The following is a 16,200-nucleotide window of genomic DNA, read 5'->3' as shown; positions in this document are numbered from 1 at the left end:
ATAAAGAAGCCACTCAATAGCGATACAATGACTCAGACACTGAGTTGTGGTTATCGTTTAGTCAGGCGTTGGAATTGACTAAAACTTTACATTCGAAGGGCGAATCGCGCTGCGCATCGGTCGGAAACGGCATGACCGCGGCAATCTGAGGGGCTCTAGGAATGCAGATTGTACCATACCCTACGGCAGTAAACAGAGGAGTGGGATGCGAAAAATCTTATTTAGCCGGCGTTCTGCGTGCGTCGCCTGAGCGATCGTTCTCCGTGTATGCCGGCGGGTTTTCCATGGTATCGCCAGGTGTTAACAGCAGCATAAAGGGCGTCGGTATGGCAACGGAAGACGGTGTGGGCATCGTACGAGGAGAATACGCGTTGACGTTTTCCACGGCCTGCCTGCTCCACGTATTGCGAGCGCGCCATGAAAATAATGGGTATGAAGGTTACCGGCAAAGAAAAAGGCGCTTATCGAATGAGATAAAGCGCCTTTTTTCAACACGTTAACTGACTAGTATCAGTTCATGCCGTATTTTTTCAGTTTCTTGCGCAGCGTACCGCGGTTGATGCCCATCATCAGGGCTGCACGGGTCTGGTTGCCACGGGTGTATTGCATCACCATGTCCAACAGTGGCTGTTCAACTTCAGCCAGTACCAGCTCATACAGGTCATTCACATCTTGACCGTTCAGTTGAGCAAAATAGTTCTTCAGTGCTTGTTTAACCGAGTCACGCAGAGGCTTTTGAGTCACTTGATCCTGTGAGTTTACGGTAGAAACGGTCAGTACGTCAGAATTTACGCGTTGTTCGAACATAGTTCTGTCAGCTCTTTTTTTACGCTAGATTTTCGAAATATGCCTCCAACGCCTCCAGCTGTTCGCTGGCATCCTCTATGGCGTTGAATGTGCGCCGAAACTGGTCATTCGGGGCATGCTCCTGGAGATACCAGGATACGTGCTTACGAGCAATTCGGAATCCCTTGCCTTGGCCGTAAAAGCCGTGCAATTCCCGGATATGCCCGATCAACAAGCGCTTCACCTCGCCAAGCGGCAACGGCGGCAGCAGCTCCCCTGTGTCCAGATAATGCTGGATTTCCCGGAAGATCCAGGGTCTCCCCTGAGCAGCGCGGCCTATCATCAGGGCGTCGGCCCCGGTGTAGTCGAGCACTGCTCTGGCTTTATGCGGGTCAGTAATATCCCCATTCGCAATAATCGGAATGGAAACGTTCTGCTTAACTGCCCGAATGCTGTCGTATTCCGCGTCGCCGTTAAACAGGCAGGCGCGGGTTCGGCCATGAATCGTCAGGGCCTGAATACCACAGTCTTCGGCCAATTGGGCAATCTCTACACAGTTACGGTGTTCCGGCGCCCAGCCGGTACGGATTTTCAGCGTCACCGGCACATCCACGGCGTTAACTACCGCCAGGAGGATCTGTTTAACCAGATCCGGGTACTGCAGCAAGGCAGACCCTGCAAGTTTCCGGTTCACCTTTTTAGCCGGGCAACCCATATTGATGTCGATGATCTGTGCGCCGCCGGCGACGTTAATCTGCGCGGCGGCGGCCATATCATCCGGAACGCTGCCGGCGATTTGCACGGAGCGAATCCCAGGTTCATCGCTATGAACCATACGCAGACGCGACTTATCCGTCCGCCACACCTCCGGGTTGGAGGAGAGCATTTCGGATACAGCCATCCCAGCCCCCATTGCATGACACAAGGTTCTGAATGGGCGATCTGTAATACCGGCCATCGGGGCCGCAATCAGGCAATTTGTTAACTGGTGGTGTCCAATGCGCATAGACAAAGAATGACCGTACTGTGTCCGCAAGGGCGCGTATATTACGCATTTTTTCGCCGAGATGAAAGGCCAAACTTTGACCAATTTGCGGCGATCGGGCGCTTAAAATGCGCATCCCGGCGGTGTGTAAAAATATTATATAGAATTAACAATAACTTGACCGATTGTGCTGATTTTATGTTCAGGAAAATAATCGTCAGGCAACAGGATATTATCTCTAAATGAGACGTATTTTTATCGCGATCGGCTGGCGTTACCGCGCTTTGCGCGCGCATTATCGCGATTTTCGGCTGAAAAACCATCAATCAACCAGATGGATATGTGAGCGATTATAACGCGCCTAACGGGCATGACGAGGCCGTCGGGAAAAAGGCGAGGGGATGTGTGCCTGAATGCGTCAGCGTCCGCTGACGGCGGCGTGAGGCGCAGATAACGGCAGCGTCGCGGCGATGCCTGGCGGCAATACCAACCCGCCGACGGGCGGCGGGTCTTCAGACGCAGTTAGCGGCGGCGGCCGGTAATGCGGCACCACTCTTCCCGTTCGGCGACCGGGTCCAGATCGAACAGCGGCTGATAGGCTTCCGCCACGCTTTCCGCCTGGGTGGCCAGCACGCCGGACAGGCCGAGGTCGCCGCCGGATTTCGGCAGGCAGCTAATCAGCGGCGCCAGTTCGCGCAGCGGGCCGGCCAGAATATTGGCCACCACCACGTCAGCCTGCAGCCCGGCCGGCTGATCCTGCGGCAGATACAGCTCCAGACGCTCAGAGACGCCGTTGCGCTCCGCGTTGTCGCGGCTGGCCTGAATCGCCTGCGGGTCGATATCGATGCCGATGGCGCGCGCTGCGCCGAGCTTCAGCGCGGCAATCGCCAGAATGCCGGAGCCGCAGCCGAAATCAATCACGGTTTTGCCGGCCAGGTCGAGGCCGTCCAGCCACTGCAGGCACAGCGAGGTGGTCGGGTGCGTGCCGGTGCCGAAGGCCAGGCCCGGGTCCAGCATCACGTTGACCGCGTCCGGGTCGGGCACGTCGCGCCAGCTCGGGCAGATCCACAGGCGCTCGCCGAAGCGCATCGGGTGGAAGTTATCCATCCATTCGCGCTCCCAGTCCTTATCTTCCAACTGTTCGATTTTGTGGCGGAAGCCGGCGCCCAGCAGCGGGTGCTGCTCCAGCATGGCGACCACTTCGGCCATATCGGTTTCCGCGTCGTACAGGCCGATCACGTCGGTGTCGCCCCACAGCAGGGTTTCGCCGGGCAGCGGCTCGAACACCGGGTTGTCGTGGGTGTCCTGAAAGGTCACCGAGACCGCGCCGCTTTCAACCAGCGCATCGCTCAGCGCTTCCGCCTGGCTGCCGGTGGTGTTCAGTTTTAGTTGGATCCAAGGCATAACAATTCTCTTTAGGAAGATAAAGATGACGCCGGACGGCGTTTTTCGCCGACCAGGTTACCGATATAAAACGCCAGCAGGCTGATCAGCAGCGCGGGCACGATGGGGTGCAGGCCGGCGAGCTGCAGATTGAAGCTGGCTAATAGCGTATAGCATACCGCACCTGCCGCCATTGAGCTAAGGGCGCCCTGCGCATTGGCGCGCTGCCAGTACAGGCCTAGCACCAGCGGCCACAGGAATACCGCCTCCAGGCCGCCGAAGGCCAGCAGGTTCAGCCAGATGATCATTTCCGGCGGCCGCCAGGCGGCCAGCAGCACCAATAACCCAAGCACCAGCGTGGTCAGGCTGGAGAAGCGTTTGATCATCTTCTCGTTCTGCTGCTGTTGCGGGCGGACGCCAAGATACAGATCCTTGATGATGGTGGCGGAGGACTGCAGCAGCTGCGCGTTGATGGTCGACATAATGGCCGCCATCGGCGCGGCCAGGAAAATACCGGCGGCGTACGGCGGCAAGACGGTGACCATCAGCGTCGGGATCACCCGATCCGGCACGTTGAGATCCGGCAGTACGGCGCGACCCAGCGCGCCGGCCAGGTGCATGCCGAACATCAGCAGCGCCACGACGATGGTGCCGAGCACGATGCCGCGGTGCACCGCCTTGCTGTCCTTATAGGAGATGCAGCGCACGGCGGTGTGCGGCAGGCCGATAACGCCGAAGCACACCAGGATCCAGAACGACGCCATAAAGGGCAGGCTGAGGATCTGCTCGCCGCCCTGCGGCGATACCAGCGCCGGGTCGATCTGCTGCAGTTTATCGACGGCCGCGTGCAGGCCGCCGGCGGCATGGATCACGCCGGCCAGCAGCAGCGCGGTGCCCAGCAGCATCACCAGCCCCTGCATGGCGTCATTGAGCACGCTGGCGCGAAAGCCGCCGAAGGCGGTGTACAGCGCGATACTGACGCCAAAAATCAGCAGGCCGCTGTCGTACGGAACGCCCGCTGCGGTTTCCAGCAGGCGGGCGCCGCCGATAAACTGCACCGTCATGGCGCCGAGGAAGGCCACCAGCAGGCTCAGGCTGGCCAGCCACACCAGCAGGCGGCTTTGGTAACGGGCGAACAGCATATCGTTGAGGGTGATGGCGTTATAGCGTCGCGCCAGGATAGCGAATTTTTTCCCGAGCACGCCCAGCGACAGCCAGACCGCCGGCAGCTGGATCATCGCCAGCAGCACCCAGCCGAGGCCGTATTTGTAGGCGGCGCCGGGGCCGCCGATAAACGAACTGGCGCTGATGTAGGTGGCGGTCAGGGTCATCGCCAGCACAAAGCCGCCCATTGAGCGGTTGCCGAGGAAATACTCGCTGAGGAAATTGCCGCTCTGCCGGCGGCGATAGGCGTAGACCGACAGGCCGAACACCAGCAGCAGATAGGCGACCAGCGGTACGATCACTTCAGTTTGCATCGTGGTCCTCCAGCGGAATATCGCGGAAGATGAGGCGCACCATCAGCCAGCACAGGATAATAAACAGCAGCGGGATCAGCAGGCAGGCCATTTCAAACCAGTGCGGCAGGCCGGTGACGCCGATTTGGCTGTCCGGCAGGTAGGCGGCCAGCGCCCAGGCCAGCACGTAGCAGAGGGTCAGACCCAGCGCCCAGCGCGCTTCACGGTGAGCCTGAATAAAGCGTTTTTCCATCCGTTTCTCCCCCTCTTGTCCAGACAGTAGCGCGCATAGCGGCGGCGTGACATGCATCGACAGAGGTTTATGGCTATGGATTTACCAGAGGAAGGGGATTTTACGACAAGCACGGCGTTTGCCAAGCGGTTAAGTCGCGAAAAGAAAAGGGCCGGTGGATCACCGGCCCTGATCGGCTGACGTCTGAGGCTAAAGCGCGCGTTACTGCAGGCCCAGCTTCTTCTCCAGATAGTGGATGTTGGTGCCACCATGCTGGAAGTTTTCGTCATTCATGATTTTTTGCTGCAGCTCAACGTTGGTTTTAATCCCGTCGATGATCAGTTCAGCCAACGCATTTTTCATGCGGGCAATCGCCACGTCACGGTTTTCACCGTAGGTGATCAGCTTGCCAATCATGGAGTCATAGTACGGCGGCACGCTGTAGCCGGCGTAGATATGCGATTCCCAACGCACGCCGAAACCGCCTGGCGCGTGGAAGCGGGTGATCTTGCCCGGGCTTGGCAGGAAGGTGTTCGGGTCTTCGGCGTTGATACGGCACTCTACCGCGTGGCCCTGAACCCGCACTTCTTCCTGTTTGATCGACAGCGGCTGACCGGCAGCGATGCGCAGCTGCTCTTTGATCAGATCCACGCCGGTGATCATTTCGGTAACCGGGTGTTCCACCTGAATACGGGTGTTCATTTCAATGAAATAGAACTCGCCGTTTTCGAACAGGAACTCGAAGGTACCCGCACCGCGGTAGCCGATATCCACACAGGCTTTGGAGCAGCGCTCGCCGATATAGCGGCGCAGTTCCGGCGTGATGCCCGGTGCCGGCGCTTCTTCCACTACTTTCTGGTGACGACGCTGCATCGAGCAGTCGCGCTCGGCCAGATAGATGGCGTTGCCCTGACCGTCGGCCAATACCTGGATCTCGATATGGCGTGGGTTTTCCAGGTATTTTTCCATGTACACCATGTCGTTGTTGAAGGCCGCCTTGGCCTCCGCCTTCGTCATGTTGATGGACTGTTCCAGCTCTTTATCGCTGCGCACAACGCGCATGCCGCGGCCGCCGCCGCCGCCGGACGCCTTGATAATCACCGGGTAGCCGATGCGTTTGGCAAAGGCGCGGTTCTTATCCATATCTTCGGTCAGCGGGCCGTCGGAGCCGGGTACGCAAGGCACGCCGGCTTTCTTCATGGCGTTGATGGCGGAAACCTTGTCGCCCATCAGGCGAATGGTGTCCGCTTTCGGGCCGATAAAGATAAAGCCGGAACGCTCGACCTGCTCGGCGAAGTCGGCGTTTTCCGACAGGAAGCCGTAGCCAGGGTGAATGGCCACCGCGCCGGTGATCTCCGCCGCTGCGATGATCGCCGGGATGTTCAGATAGCTTTTGACTGACGGCGCAGGACCGATGCACACGGTCTCGTCGGCCAGCAGTACGTGTTTCAGATCGCGGTCCGCCGCCGAGTGTACGGCCACGGTCTTGATGCCCAGTTCTTTACAGGCACGCAGGATACGAAGCGCGATCTCGCCGCGGTTGGCGATAACAATTTTATCAAGCATGGTGCGCCTCGTTATTCGATGACGACCAGTGGCTCGTCATATTCAACCGGTTGACCGTTTTCCACCAGGATGGCTTTCACCACGCCGGATTTGTCGGCTTCGATCTGGTTCATCATTTTCATGGCTTCAACGATGCACAGCGTGTCGCCGGCGTTGACTTTCTGGCCCACTTCCACGAAGGCTTTCGCATCCGGGCTTGGGGTGCGGTAGAAGGTGCCTACCATTGGGGAACGCACGACATGGCCACTCACGGCTGCGGCAGCGGCTGGCGCTTCGGCTTCGGCGGTAGCGACGGCGGTAGCCAGCGCTGGAGCCGGCTGTGCCGGTGCGGCATAGGCCTGCTGCATCACTGGGTAAGCCTGCGCCGGCGCGGCGCGGCTGATGCGTACTGACTCTTCGCCCTCAGCAATTTCCAGTTCAGAAATACCTGATTCTTCAACCAGTTCGATCAGCTTCTTGATTTTACGAATATCCATGAGTGTGATTCCGTACTCTTTTTGTGGAGCAATTAGTGGGTTTTTGACAGACGATTAACCGCTGCCTGTAAAGCAAATGTGTAACCTTCCGCGCCGAGTCCGCAGATCACGCCTACCGCAATATCAGACAGATAGGAGTGATGACGGAAAGGCTCGCGGGCATGCACGTTGGACAGGTGGATCTCGATAAACGGGATTTGCACCGCCAACAGCGCATCGCGCAGCGCCACGCTGGTATGGGTGAACGCCGCCGGGTTTATCAGAATGAAATCTGTATTGCCGCGCGCCTGATGGATGCGATCGATCAGCGCGTGTTCGGCGTTGGACTGCAGATGGCTCAGGGCAACGCCCAGCGCGGAGGCCTGATGCTCTAATCCGTTAACAATCTCTGCCAGCGTCGTGCTGCCGTACTTCTCCGGCTCGCGGGTCCCCAGCAGGTTCAGATTAGGGCCATTCAGGAGCAAAATGTGAGACTTGTCCGCCATTGTGCTGGTATCTCCGGCAATAAAACCATCATCGTTCAACATAACCCGATGTTACCGATTTGTCACCTTTTTCGGGCAAAAATCACGCTGTCCTTCAGGACAAGGTCGGGCATTATAACGATATCGTAGCAATTCGCAGCTAAATACTGGTCTTATCAGCGAAGATATTCAACCCCTAATTAGTCAGGTTTACCCGCTTCTGTGAGGTTGCACAGGGCGGAAGATGACGGTTTCTAGCGCAACCAGGCGCGGAATTTCGGGTAACGCCACGCTAACAGCAGCAATGCCAGCAGGGCGTAGATCAGCGGCTGGGGGGAGATGATTTTTACCGACCAAAGGTAGTGTATCGGCGTCAGAATCGCCACCAGATAGACGAAATTATGCAGCCGCTGCCAGTTTTTACCCAGTTTGCGCATCGCCCACTGGGTTGAGGTTGCCGCCAGCGCCAGCAACAGCAGCCAGCTGACGATGCCGAGCGTCAGGTAGGGGCGTTCGATCAGCTCGCGGCCGAGCAGCGCGATATTGTTCAGCCCCAGTTCCAGCGTGGCGTAGCTGAGCAGATGCAGCGTCGCCCAGGCAAAGCACCACAGCCCCAGCAGCCGGCGGCAGCGCATCAGCATCGCCTGGCGGCTGTAGCGGGCCAGCGGAGCGACCAGCAGGGTGACCAGCAGCAGTTTGAGCGCCATGCGCCCGGTAAAATGCTGGATGTCCTTGGCCGGGTCGGCGCTCAGCCAGCCCTGGTCGATCGCCAGCACCAGCCACGGCAGCGGCAGGAAGGCGGCCAGATGGAACACGGCTTTCAGCCATTTGATATGCACAGGTTTTAAACGCACTCAGAAATTCTCCCGCAGGTTCATGCCGCGATACAGTGAAGCGACCCGATCGCCATAGCCGTTAAACAGCAGCGTGGGCTGACGTTTCACATCCAGAATGCCGCCGGCGCCGATAAAGCGCTCGCTGGCCTGCGACCAGCGCGGATGATTGACCTGCGGATTGACGTTGGCGTAAAAGCCGTATTCATTCGGCGCCGACAGGTTCCAGGTGGTTGGCGGCTGGTTGCGGGTCAGGCGGATGTGCACGATGGACTTGATGCCCTTAAAGCCGTATTTCCACGGGGTAATCAGCCGCAGCGGCGCACCGTTCTGCGGCGGCAGCGTTTTGCCGTACACGCCCACCGTCAGCAGCGCCAGCGGGTGCATGGCTTCGTCCAGGCGCAGGCCTTCCACGTACGGATACTGCAGGCCGCCGCCGATAAAGCGGTCTTTCTGCCCCGGCATCTGCTGCGGATCGTAGAGCGTCTGGAAGGCGACAAAGCGCGCGTTGCCGTTCGGTTCGGCCAGTTTCAGCAGCTTGCCCAGCTCAAAACCGATCCACGGCACCACCATCGACCAGGCTTCCACGCAGCGCATCCGATAAATGCGCTGCTCCAGCGGGAAGCGCTTCATCAGATCGTCGATATCGAGCGTCAGCGGTTTGGCGACCTCGCCGTCGATGCGCACCTTCCAACCTTCGGTTTTCAGGCCGCCGGCGTTGGCGGCCGGGTCGGCCTTATCCAGCCCGAATTCGTAGAAGTTGTTATAGCCGGTGACCTTGTCTTCCGGCGTCAGCGTCAGTTTGTCCTGCCACTGCGGCGGCCGGCTGAATTCCAGCGCTTTGCCCGGCGGCGCCTTGGGGCGATCGTTGCCTTTAAACCATGACAGCAGATCGGCCTGGGCGCTGAGCGGCAGCGCCAGCGACGCGGCGCCGATTCCCAATGCCTGCAGCACTTTTCTGCGCTGCTGGAACACGCTTTCCGGCGTGACGTCAGCCTCGGTTAACTGATGGTTTTTTTTCATTAGTCTGTCCTCCACGGTGATGCCTTAAGCATGGCGTGAAAGCAGGCCGGAAGCGAGATGCGACGGGAAAATATGAAATTTCGCAGAACGGGGCGGGTGCGGCGACGCGCACCCGCGGGACGGCGTCAGCGGATTTTCACCAGCGTGCGCCCGGTGATTTTATTGTCGAGCAGGTCGCGGGCGGCGGCGGGCGCCTGCTCCAGCGTGATTTCCTGCGTGGCCTGCTGATAAAAACTGTCCGGCAGGATGCCGGCCAGACGCTCCCAGGCGGTCTGACGCTGATGCAGCGGCGTATGGACGGAGTCGACCCCCTGCAGACGCACGTTGCGCAGGATAAACGGCATCACGGTAGTCGGCAGCTGGTAGCCGCCGGCCAGCCCGCAGGCGGCGACGGTGCCGTTATAGTTCATCTGCGCCAGCACGCCGGCCAGCAGTTTGTCGCCGACGGTGTCGACGGCGCCGGCCCAGCGCTGTTTTTCCAGCGGACGCGGCGCTTCGAGATAGTCGCTGCGCGGCAGCACTTCTTTGGCGCCCAGCGCTTTCAGGTAGTCGGTATTGCTGTCGCGGCCGCTGATGGCGGTCACCCGGTAACCGAGCGCCGACAGCACGGCGACGGCGGTGCTGCCGACCCCGCCGCTGGCGCCGGTCACCAGCACGTCGCCGTCATCCGGGCGCACGCCGCCGTCTTCCAGCGCCATCACGCACAGCATGGCGGTCAGGCCGGCGGTGCCGATGATCATCGCCTGACGTTCGTCGAGCCCTTTCGGCAGCGGCACCAGCCATTCGCCGGTGACGCGCGCCTGCTCCGCCAGGCCGCCCCAATGGTTTTCCCCGACGCCCCAGCCGGTCAGCACCACGCTTTGCCCTTCGCTGAAGCGCGGATCCTTGCTGCTGCGCACCGTGCCGGCGAAATCAATGCCCGGCACCATCGGGAAGTGGCGGACGATTTTGCCCCTGCCGGTGATGGCCAGCGCATCTTTATAGTTGAGGCTGGACCAGTTCACATCGACCGTGACGTCGCCCTCCGGCAGACGGTCGCCGTCGATATCCTGCACCTGGCTGATGATTTGCTCGCCGTGTTGTTCCAATAATAATGCGCGCATGTCACTGTCCTCTTGTTTACCTCGGTTGATCGGCATGTCGCCGAGTCATGACCTCAATCATAAAGATCGCGAGAATAATTCATTAAAATGATGTTTTTGTCCTACTAATTTGACTATATGCATAATTGGTAAGTGATGCTCTGATAAAGAACAAAAAATTACCGTTTAAAGGTTCCTTTCCACGGCGAGGCTTGGTAGCTTGGATGCGCGTGAACCCGGCCGTGATGTTCCTGGCGGTATTCTGAAAAAACAGACAGTTAACCATAAAATCAGGTTATGCTGTTGTACCTTTATCAGTAGGCTGGCACCTTTTGGTTTCCATGGGTGCATACTCACTTAACCATAGCGGACAAGGCACAGGGATGCGATTTACTACCAAACTCTCTGCACTGATCACCCTGCTCGTTGCGCTGGCTATGTTCTTTATGCTGATGGGGTGCTCGTACAGCTTCTTTTATGTGACTCAGGAGCGCATGGAGCGCCGCTTCGATGCGCTGGTCACCTCGCTGGACCAGGCGATGCTGCATAACTCGCTGCAGGCGCAGACGCAGTGGCTGCCGCTGGTGATGAGGCCGCTCGGCATTGTGGAACTGCGCGTTGAGAGCGCCAGCGGCATTCTGCTCAACTATGAACTGCCAGCGTTGACAAGCCAGCCCAGGATCGCGTCCAGCAGCCACCGCTACACCTCTTTGCCGCTGATGCAGCACCCCGGCAGTACGCTGAATATCACCTATCTCGATCCCTTCGCCAGCGATGGCTACTCGCTGCGTTCGACGCTGGCCGTCACGTTGGCGATCGTCGTGATGCTGGTGGTGCTGTTGTTCAGCCTGCGCTGGCTGCGTGAGCAGGCCGACGGAGAAGACCGTCTGGCCTGGCGGGCGCGGCGCATTTTGAACGGCGAGCGTGAAGAGGTGATGCAGGGCGACATGCGGGAGTGGCCGCCGAGCGTCAGCAGCGCGCTGGATCGCCTGCTGGCGGATCTGGCCGAGGCGCGTGAGGAGCGGACGCGGGTGGACACCCTGATCCGCGCCTTTGCTGCCCAGGACGCCAAAACCGGGCTGAATAACCGCCTGTTTTTCGACAATCAGCTGACCACGCAGCTGGAGGAGGAGGGGTCGCACGGCATTGTGATGATGGTGCGCCTGCCGGATTTTGAAACGCTGCGTGAAACCCACGGCGCCGCCATGGTGCAGGAGCTGATGTATTCGCTGGTCAATCTGCTGTCCACCTTTGTGCTGCGCTATCCGTCGGCGCTGCTGGCGCGCTATTTCCACAGCGATTTTACCGTACTGCTGCCGCACCGCACGCTGAAAGAGGCGGACGGCATCGCCGCGCAGTTAGTCAACGCTATCGATGCGCTGCCCGCAACGCCGCTGATTGAGCGCGAAGCCTTTTTGCATATCGGCATTGTCGCCTACCGCAGCGGCCAGACGACCGAACAGGTGATTGACCGCGCCGAACAGGCGACGCGTCACGCGACGCTGCAGGGTGAAAACGGCTGGTATGTGTACGACAGTCAGGTGCCGGAGAAGGGGCGCGGCAGCGTTAAGTGGCGCACCCTGCTGGAGCAGATGCTGGAGCGGGGCGGCCCGCGGCTGTATCAAAAACCGGCGGTGACGGTGAAGGGCGAGGTGCATCACCGGGAAATAATGAGCCGTGTTTATGACGGCTCTCAAGAGTTGCTTCCTGCTGAATATATGCCGTTGGTGAAACAGTTTGGGCTGGCGGAGCGTTACGATCGCCTGCAGGTGAGCCGGCTGATCCCGCTGCTGGCGCTGTGGCCGGAAGAGACGCTGGCGTTTCCGCTGTGCGTTGATTCATTATTACAGCGCTCGTTTCAGAACTGGCTGCGCGATACGCTGCTGCAGTGCGAAAAAAGTCATCGGCAACGTATTCTGATTGAACTTGCAGAGGCGGATGTGTGTCAACATATCGACCGTTTACGCCCGGTGCTGCGTCTGATTGCGGGGCTGGGCTGCCGCCTGGCGGTTTCTCAGGCGGGGTTAACCGTAGTCAGCACCGCGTATATCAAGTCGTTGCAGGTGGAGATCGTAAAACTGCATCCCGGTTTGGTGCGCAGTATTGATAAGCGCGATGAGAATCAGCTGTTTGTGCAGAGCCTGTCCAGCGCCTGCGAAGGCACCAGCGCGCGGCTGTTTGCCGCCAGCGTGCGTACGCGCAGCGAATGGCAGACGCTAAAAGAGCGTGGGATCCACGGCGGACAGGGCGACTTTTTTGCCTCGCCGGAGCCGATTGACGTCGGGCGCAAAAAATATTCGCGTCGTTATCGCGTTTAACCTGAATATTTGCTCATTTTTCACGTAGAATAACCCGTCCTTTCCCGCCGGACGTTGGTAGGTGCTTACCACCAGTGATAATCAGGGAAAATGTTAGTTTTTATGAGCTGTGTTACGCCGTTTTGCGCGTTGACAGGGGTGGTAAACTGAACCTTGGTTCAGGGAATTCAGGCCTCATCCAATTTCCGTGCATTCGAGCAGTAATAATGCAGATTATTTTCACCGAAGTAGAACGTTTTTGCGCCTTGTCGCTGCTTCGTGTGGTTGGTAAAGTAGGCGGATTTTATTTTTCGCCCCCAGCTTGCAGGATTATCCTTTAGTTATGTTTAAGAAATTTCGTGGCATGTTTTCCAATGACTTGTCCATCGATTTGGGTACCGCCAATACCCTTATTTATGTTAAAGGGCAAGGCATTGTACTGAATGAACCGTCGGTGGTTGCCATTCGCCAGGATCGTGCCGGTTCGCCGAAGAGCGTAGCGGCTGTGGGCCATGACGCTAAACAGATGCTGGGACGTACTCCCGGCAATATCGCAGCCATTCGTCCGATGAAAGACGGCGTGATCGCCGACTTCTTCGTGACCGAAAAAATGCTGCAGCACTTTATCAAGCAGGTGCACAGCAACAGCTTTATGCGCCCAAGCCCGCGCGTGCTGGTGTGCGTGCCGGTCGGCGCTACGCAGGTTGAGCGCCGCGCCATCCGCGAATCGGCGCAGGGCGCCGGCGCGCGTGAAGTGTTCCTGATTGAAGAACCGATGGCGGCCGCTATCGGTGCCGGCCTGCCGGTTTCCGAAGCCACCGGCTCCATGGTGGTGGATATCGGCGGCGGCACCACGGAAGTGGCGGTGATCTCACTGAACGGCGTGGTGTACTCCTCGTCCGTGCGCATCGGCGGCGACCGCTTCGATGAAGCGATTATCAACTACGTGCGCCGCAACTACGGCTCGCTGATCGGCGAAGCCACCGCAGAACGCATCAAGCATGAGATCGGCTCGGCCTATCCGGGTGATGAAGTGCGCGAAATCGAAGTACGCGGCCGTAACCTGGCCGAAGGCGTACCGCGCGGCTTTACCCTGAACTCCAATGAAATCCTCGAAGCCCTGCAGGAGCCGCTGACCGGCATCGTCAGCGCGGTGATGGTGGCGCTGGAGCAGTGCCCGCCGGAACTGGCTTCCGACATTTCGGAACGCGGCATGGTGCTGACCGGCGGCGGCGCGCTGCTGCGCAACCTGGATCGCCTGCTGATGGAAGAAACCGGCATCCCGGTCGTGGTGGCAGAAGACCCGCTGACCTGCGTGGCGCGCGGCGGCGGCAAGGCGTTGGAGATGATCGACATGCATGGCGGCGATTTGTTCAGCGAAGAATAGTCAGCCCCAATGAAGGAGGTATCGTCTAAGATCAATGCATCTTGTACGCTGCCTCCTTCTGTTGTCGAGGAACTCGCATAATTTATGAAGCCGATTTTTAGCAGGGGGCCTTCCCTGCAACTGCGACTTTTTTTGGCGGTGATCGTGGCGATTGGCCTGGTCGTTGCCGATAGCCGGCTCGGTACGTTCGTAAAAATACGAAACTATATGGATACCGCAGTCAGCCCTTTCTATTTTTTGGCCAACGGGCCGCGTAAGGTTCTGGACAGCGTCTCGGATACGCTGGCAACTCGCCAACAGTTGGAACTCGAAAATCGCGCTTTGCGGCAGGAGCTGCTGCTGAAAGGCAGCGATACCCTTCTTCTCGGTCAATTCAAGCAGGAAAACGCCCGTCTGCGTGAACTGCTCGGCTCGCCGCTGCGTCAGGACGAACAGAAGATGGTCACCCAGGTGATCTCGGCCGGCTCCGATCCGTACAGCGATCAGGTGGTGATCGACAAAGGCTCCGATAACGGCGTCTATGAAGGCCAGCCGGTGATCAGCGATAAAGGGGTGGTCGGTCAGGTGGTGGCGGTGGCCAAATATACCAGCCGCGTGCTGCTGATTTGCGACGCCTCCCACGCGCTGCCGATTCAGGTACTGCGCAACGATATCCGCGTGATCGCCGCCGGCAGCGGCTGCGCCGACGATCTGCAGCTGGAGCACCTGCCGGGCAACACCGATATTCGCGTGGGCGACGTGCTGGTGACCTCGGGGCTGGGCGGACGCTTCCCGGAAGGCTATCCGGTGGCGGTGGTCTCCTCGGTGAAAGTGGATAATCAGCGCGCCTATACGGTGATTCAGGCGCGTCCGACCGCTGGTCTGCAGCGGCTGCGCTATCTGCTGCTGCTGTGGGGCGCCGATCGCAACGGCGATATGCCGCTGCAGCCGGATGAAGTACACCGCGTCGCCAATGAGCGCCTGATGCAGATGATGCCGCACGTGCTGCCGTCGGCCGACGCTATGGGGCCGCCGGCACCGGCGCCTGTTCCTGCGCCGGCTATCGGAGCCGTGACGCCGCCGTCTGCGGCCGCCACGCCGCCCGCCGCGGCAGGAGCGCGCTGATGAACCGTTACCGTAGTCACGGGCGCTGGATCATCTGGCTCTCTTTCCTGATCGCGCTGGTGCTGCAGATTATGCCGTGGCCGGAGCAGATTTATATGTTCCGTCCTTCATGGGTGGTGCTGATCCTGATCTATTGGGTGATGGCGCTGCCGCACCGGGTCAACGTCGGCACCGGCTTTGTGCTGGGGCTGATCATCGATCTGATCCTGGGCTCGACCTTGGGCGTGCGCGCGCTGGCGCTGGCCATTATCGCCTATCTGGTGGCGTTCAAATTCCAGCTGTTCCGCAATATGGCGCTGTGGCAGCAGGCGTTGATCGTGATGCTGCTGTCGCTGGCGATGGACGTGGTGGTGTTCTGGGTGGAGTTTTTAGTGATCAACGTCTCTTTCCGTCCGGAAGTGTTCTGGAGTAGTGTGGTTAACGGCATTTTATGGCCGTGGCTGTTCCTGCTGATGCGCAAGATTCGCCGCCAGTTCGCCGTACAATAACGACGTAAAAAAGGGGAGTTTATGATTTCGCTCTATTTGGCTTCAGGTTCCCCCCGTCGGCGTGAATTGCTGACGCTGCTTGGCGTACCGTTCGACATTATTCTGACCCACACCGAAGAACAGCGGCAGCCGGGGGAGAGCGCGGAGAGCTATGTGCGCCGCCTGGCGCAGGATAAGGCGCGCGCGGGCGTGGCGCTGGCGGCGGAAGACCGGCCGGTGCTCGGCGCTGACACCATCGTGGTGCTGAACGGGCGGGTGCTGGAAAAACCGCACGACGCCGCGCACGCCGCAGAGATGCTGAGCCTGCTGTCCGGCAAGCAGCACCAGGTGATTACCGCGGTGGCGATTGCCGACCGGCAGGACATCCTGTGCCAGCAGGTGGTCACCGATGTGACCTTCCGCACGCTGTCGCAGCAGGATATCGCCGATTATATTGCAACGGGCGAACCGATGGATAAAGCGGGCGCCTATGGGATTCAGGGAAAGGGTGGTTGTTTCGTCAGGACCCTCACCGGCAGCTATCACGCCGTGATGGGGCTACCGCTGGTCGAAACACATGAGCTGCTCAGTAATTTTGTCGCATTACGAGAGGTAAGAACCGGTTGAGGGCGGCAGCATGCGCGAGCGACCGGCTCTG

The 16,200-nt window shown here is 59.3% G+C and carries 16 protein-coding genes; 5 read left to right on the top strand and 11 right to left on the bottom strand.

Translation table 11 applies throughout. From position 1 onward, the window contains the following. Nucleotides 1-510: 510 nt before the first annotated feature. The 11 genes from fis to acuI form a co-directional block, all read right to left on the bottom strand. Nucleotides 511-807 (bottom strand): DNA-binding transcriptional regulator Fis, encoded by a 297-nt coding sequence (gene fis, locus I6G83_RS04610; protein WP_000462905.1) that lies wholly within the window; start codon nucleotides 805-807, stop codon nucleotides 511-513. Between the two features lie 19 nt (nucleotides 808-826). Further along, nucleotides 827-1,792: a tRNA dihydrouridine synthase DusB gene (gene dusB, locus I6G83_RS04605; protein ID WP_015962053.1), complete on the bottom strand. Its 966-nt coding sequence runs from the start codon at nucleotides 1,790-1,792 to the stop codon at nucleotides 827-829. A gap of 501 nt (nucleotides 1,793-2,293) precedes the next feature. After that, entirely contained in the window at nucleotides 2,294-3,175 is an 882-nt protein-coding gene (gene prmA / locus I6G83_RS04600; RefSeq protein ID WP_015962052.1) for a 50S ribosomal protein L11 methyltransferase, read from the bottom strand. Nucleotides 3,176-3,186: 11 nt separating this feature from the next. Next, nucleotides 3,187-4,632: a sodium/pantothenate symporter gene (gene panF, locus I6G83_RS04595; RefSeq protein WP_015962051.1), complete on the bottom strand. Its 1,446-nt coding sequence runs from the start codon at nucleotides 4,630-4,632 to the stop codon at nucleotides 3,187-3,189. Beyond that, complete coding sequence (locus I6G83_RS04590; protein WP_054305560.1) at nucleotides 4,622-4,864, bottom strand: YhdT family protein; 243 nt, start codon at nucleotides 4,862-4,864, stop codon at nucleotides 4,622-4,624. Before I6G83_RS04590 ends, panF begins: the two co-directional genes overlap by 11 nt. 201 nt (nucleotides 4,865-5,065) lie before the next feature. After that, on the bottom strand, nucleotides 5,066-6,409 hold the full coding sequence (gene accC / locus I6G83_RS04585; RefSeq protein WP_015962049.1) for an acetyl-CoA carboxylase biotin carboxylase subunit: 1,344 nt from the start codon (nucleotides 6,407-6,409) through the stop codon (nucleotides 5,066-5,068). Between the two features lie 11 nt (nucleotides 6,410-6,420). Beyond that, entirely contained in the window at nucleotides 6,421-6,885 is a 465-nt protein-coding gene (gene accB, locus I6G83_RS04580; protein WP_054305561.1) for an acetyl-CoA carboxylase biotin carboxyl carrier protein, read from the bottom strand. 32 nt (nucleotides 6,886-6,917) lie between these two features. Next, on the bottom strand, nucleotides 6,918-7,370 hold the full coding sequence (aroQ, locus tag I6G83_RS04575; protein WP_054305562.1) for a type II 3-dehydroquinate dehydratase: 453 nt from the start codon (nucleotides 7,368-7,370) through the stop codon (nucleotides 6,918-6,920). Nucleotides 7,371-7,603: 233 nt separating this feature from the next. After that, the gene (gene msrQ, locus I6G83_RS04570; protein ID WP_054305563.1) at nucleotides 7,604-8,203 is read right to left on the bottom strand and encodes a protein-methionine-sulfoxide reductase heme-binding subunit MsrQ; all 600 of its coding nucleotides are present in this window, start codon (nucleotides 8,201-8,203) and stop codon (nucleotides 7,604-7,606) included. Next, on the bottom strand, nucleotides 8,204-9,205 hold the full coding sequence (gene msrP, locus I6G83_RS04565; RefSeq protein ID WP_054305564.1) for a protein-methionine-sulfoxide reductase catalytic subunit MsrP: 1,002 nt from the start codon (nucleotides 9,203-9,205) through the stop codon (nucleotides 8,204-8,206). Between the two features lie 125 nt (nucleotides 9,206-9,330). After that, nucleotides 9,331-10,308, bottom strand: coding sequence for an acrylyl-CoA reductase (NADPH) (gene acuI, locus I6G83_RS04560; protein ID WP_054305565.1), 978 nt, complete (start codon nucleotides 10,306-10,308; stop codon nucleotides 9,331-9,333). A gap of 362 nt (nucleotides 10,309-10,670) precedes the next feature. Here acuI and csrD point away from each other — a divergent pair, with 362 nt between their 5' ends. The 5 genes from csrD (at nucleotide 10,671) to I6G83_RS04535 (ending at nucleotide 16,169) form a co-directional block, all read left to right on the top strand. Then, complete coding sequence (csrD, locus tag I6G83_RS04555) at nucleotides 10,671-12,605, top strand: RNase E specificity factor CsrD (protein ID WP_054305566.1); 1,935 nt, start codon at nucleotides 10,671-10,673, stop codon at nucleotides 12,603-12,605. A gap of 322 nt (nucleotides 12,606-12,927) precedes the next feature. Next, complete coding sequence (mreB, locus tag I6G83_RS04550; protein ID WP_003855260.1) at nucleotides 12,928-13,971, top strand: rod shape-determining protein MreB; 1,044 nt, start codon at nucleotides 12,928-12,930, stop codon at nucleotides 13,969-13,971. Nucleotides 13,972-14,055: 84 nt separating this feature from the next. Further along, nucleotides 14,056-15,075 carry a rod shape-determining protein MreC gene (gene mreC, locus I6G83_RS04545; protein ID WP_054305567.1) on the top strand — a complete coding sequence of 340 codons (1,020 nt, stop codon included), beginning with the start codon at nucleotides 14,056-14,058 and terminating at the stop codon, nucleotides 15,073-15,075. After that, complete coding sequence (gene mreD, locus I6G83_RS04540; protein WP_054305568.1) at nucleotides 15,075-15,563, top strand: rod shape-determining protein MreD; 489 nt, start codon at nucleotides 15,075-15,077, stop codon at nucleotides 15,561-15,563. Before mreC ends, mreD begins: the two co-directional genes overlap by 1 nt. A 21-nt stretch (nucleotides 15,564-15,584) precedes the next feature. Next, nucleotides 15,585-16,169: a Maf family protein gene (locus I6G83_RS04535; RefSeq protein ID WP_015962040.1), complete on the top strand. Its 585-nt coding sequence runs from the start codon at nucleotides 15,585-15,587 to the stop codon at nucleotides 16,167-16,169. The last annotated feature ends 31 nt before the right edge of the window (nucleotides 16,170-16,200 follow it).

It is taken from the genome of Serratia rubidaea (assembly GCF_016026735.1).
Lineage (GTDB): Bacteria > Pseudomonadota > Gammaproteobacteria > Enterobacterales > Enterobacteriaceae > Serratia_B > Serratia_B rubidaea.
Note: the sequence above shows the minus strand (reverse complement) of the source record. Positions and strands in the feature narration are given on the sequence as shown.

Bases quoted from the DNA above. Each gene is read 5' to 3' on its own strand.
- fis (WP_000462905.1), bottom strand. From the start codon at position 807: ATGTTCGAACAACGCGTAAATTCTGACGTACTGACCGTTTCTACCGTA.
- dusB (WP_015962053.1), bottom strand. From the start codon at position 1,792: ATGCGCATTGGACACCACCAGTTAACAAATTGCCTGATTGCGGCCCCG.
- prmA (WP_015962052.1), bottom strand. From the start codon at position 3,175: ATGCCTTGGATCCAACTAAAACTGAACACCACCGGCAGCCAGGCGGAA.
- panF (WP_015962051.1), bottom strand. From the start codon at position 4,632: ATGCAAACTGAAGTGATCGTACCGCTGGTCGCCTATCTGCTGCTGGTG.
- I6G83_RS04590 (WP_054305560.1), bottom strand. From the start codon at position 4,864: ATGGAAAAACGCTTTATTCAGGCTCACCGTGAAGCGCGCTGGGCGCTG.
- accC (WP_015962049.1), bottom strand. From the start codon at position 6,409: ATGCTTGATAAAATTGTTATCGCCAACCGCGGCGAGATCGCGCTTCGT.
- accB (WP_054305561.1), bottom strand. From the start codon at position 6,885: ATGGATATTCGTAAAATCAAGAAGCTGATCGAACTGGTTGAAGAATCA.
- aroQ (WP_054305562.1), bottom strand. From the start codon at position 7,370: ATGGCGGACAAGTCTCACATTTTGCTCCTGAATGGCCCTAATCTGAAC.
- msrP (WP_054305564.1), bottom strand. From the start codon at position 9,205: ATGAAAAAAAACCATCAGTTAACCGAGGCTGACGTCACGCCGGAAAGC.
- acuI (WP_054305565.1), bottom strand. From the start codon at position 10,308: ATGCGCGCATTATTATTGGAACAACACGGCGAGCAAATCATCAGCCAG.
- csrD (WP_054305566.1), top strand. From the start codon at position 10,671: ATGCGATTTACTACCAAACTCTCTGCACTGATCACCCTGCTCGTTGCG.
- mreB (WP_003855260.1), top strand. From the start codon at position 12,928: ATGTTTAAGAAATTTCGTGGCATGTTTTCCAATGACTTGTCCATCGAT.
- mreC (WP_054305567.1), top strand. From the start codon at position 14,056: ATGAAGCCGATTTTTAGCAGGGGGCCTTCCCTGCAACTGCGACTTTTT.
- mreD (WP_054305568.1), top strand. From the start codon at position 15,075: ATGAACCGTTACCGTAGTCACGGGCGCTGGATCATCTGGCTCTCTTTC.
- I6G83_RS04535 (WP_015962040.1), top strand. From the start codon at position 15,585: ATGATTTCGCTCTATTTGGCTTCAGGTTCCCCCCGTCGGCGTGAATTG.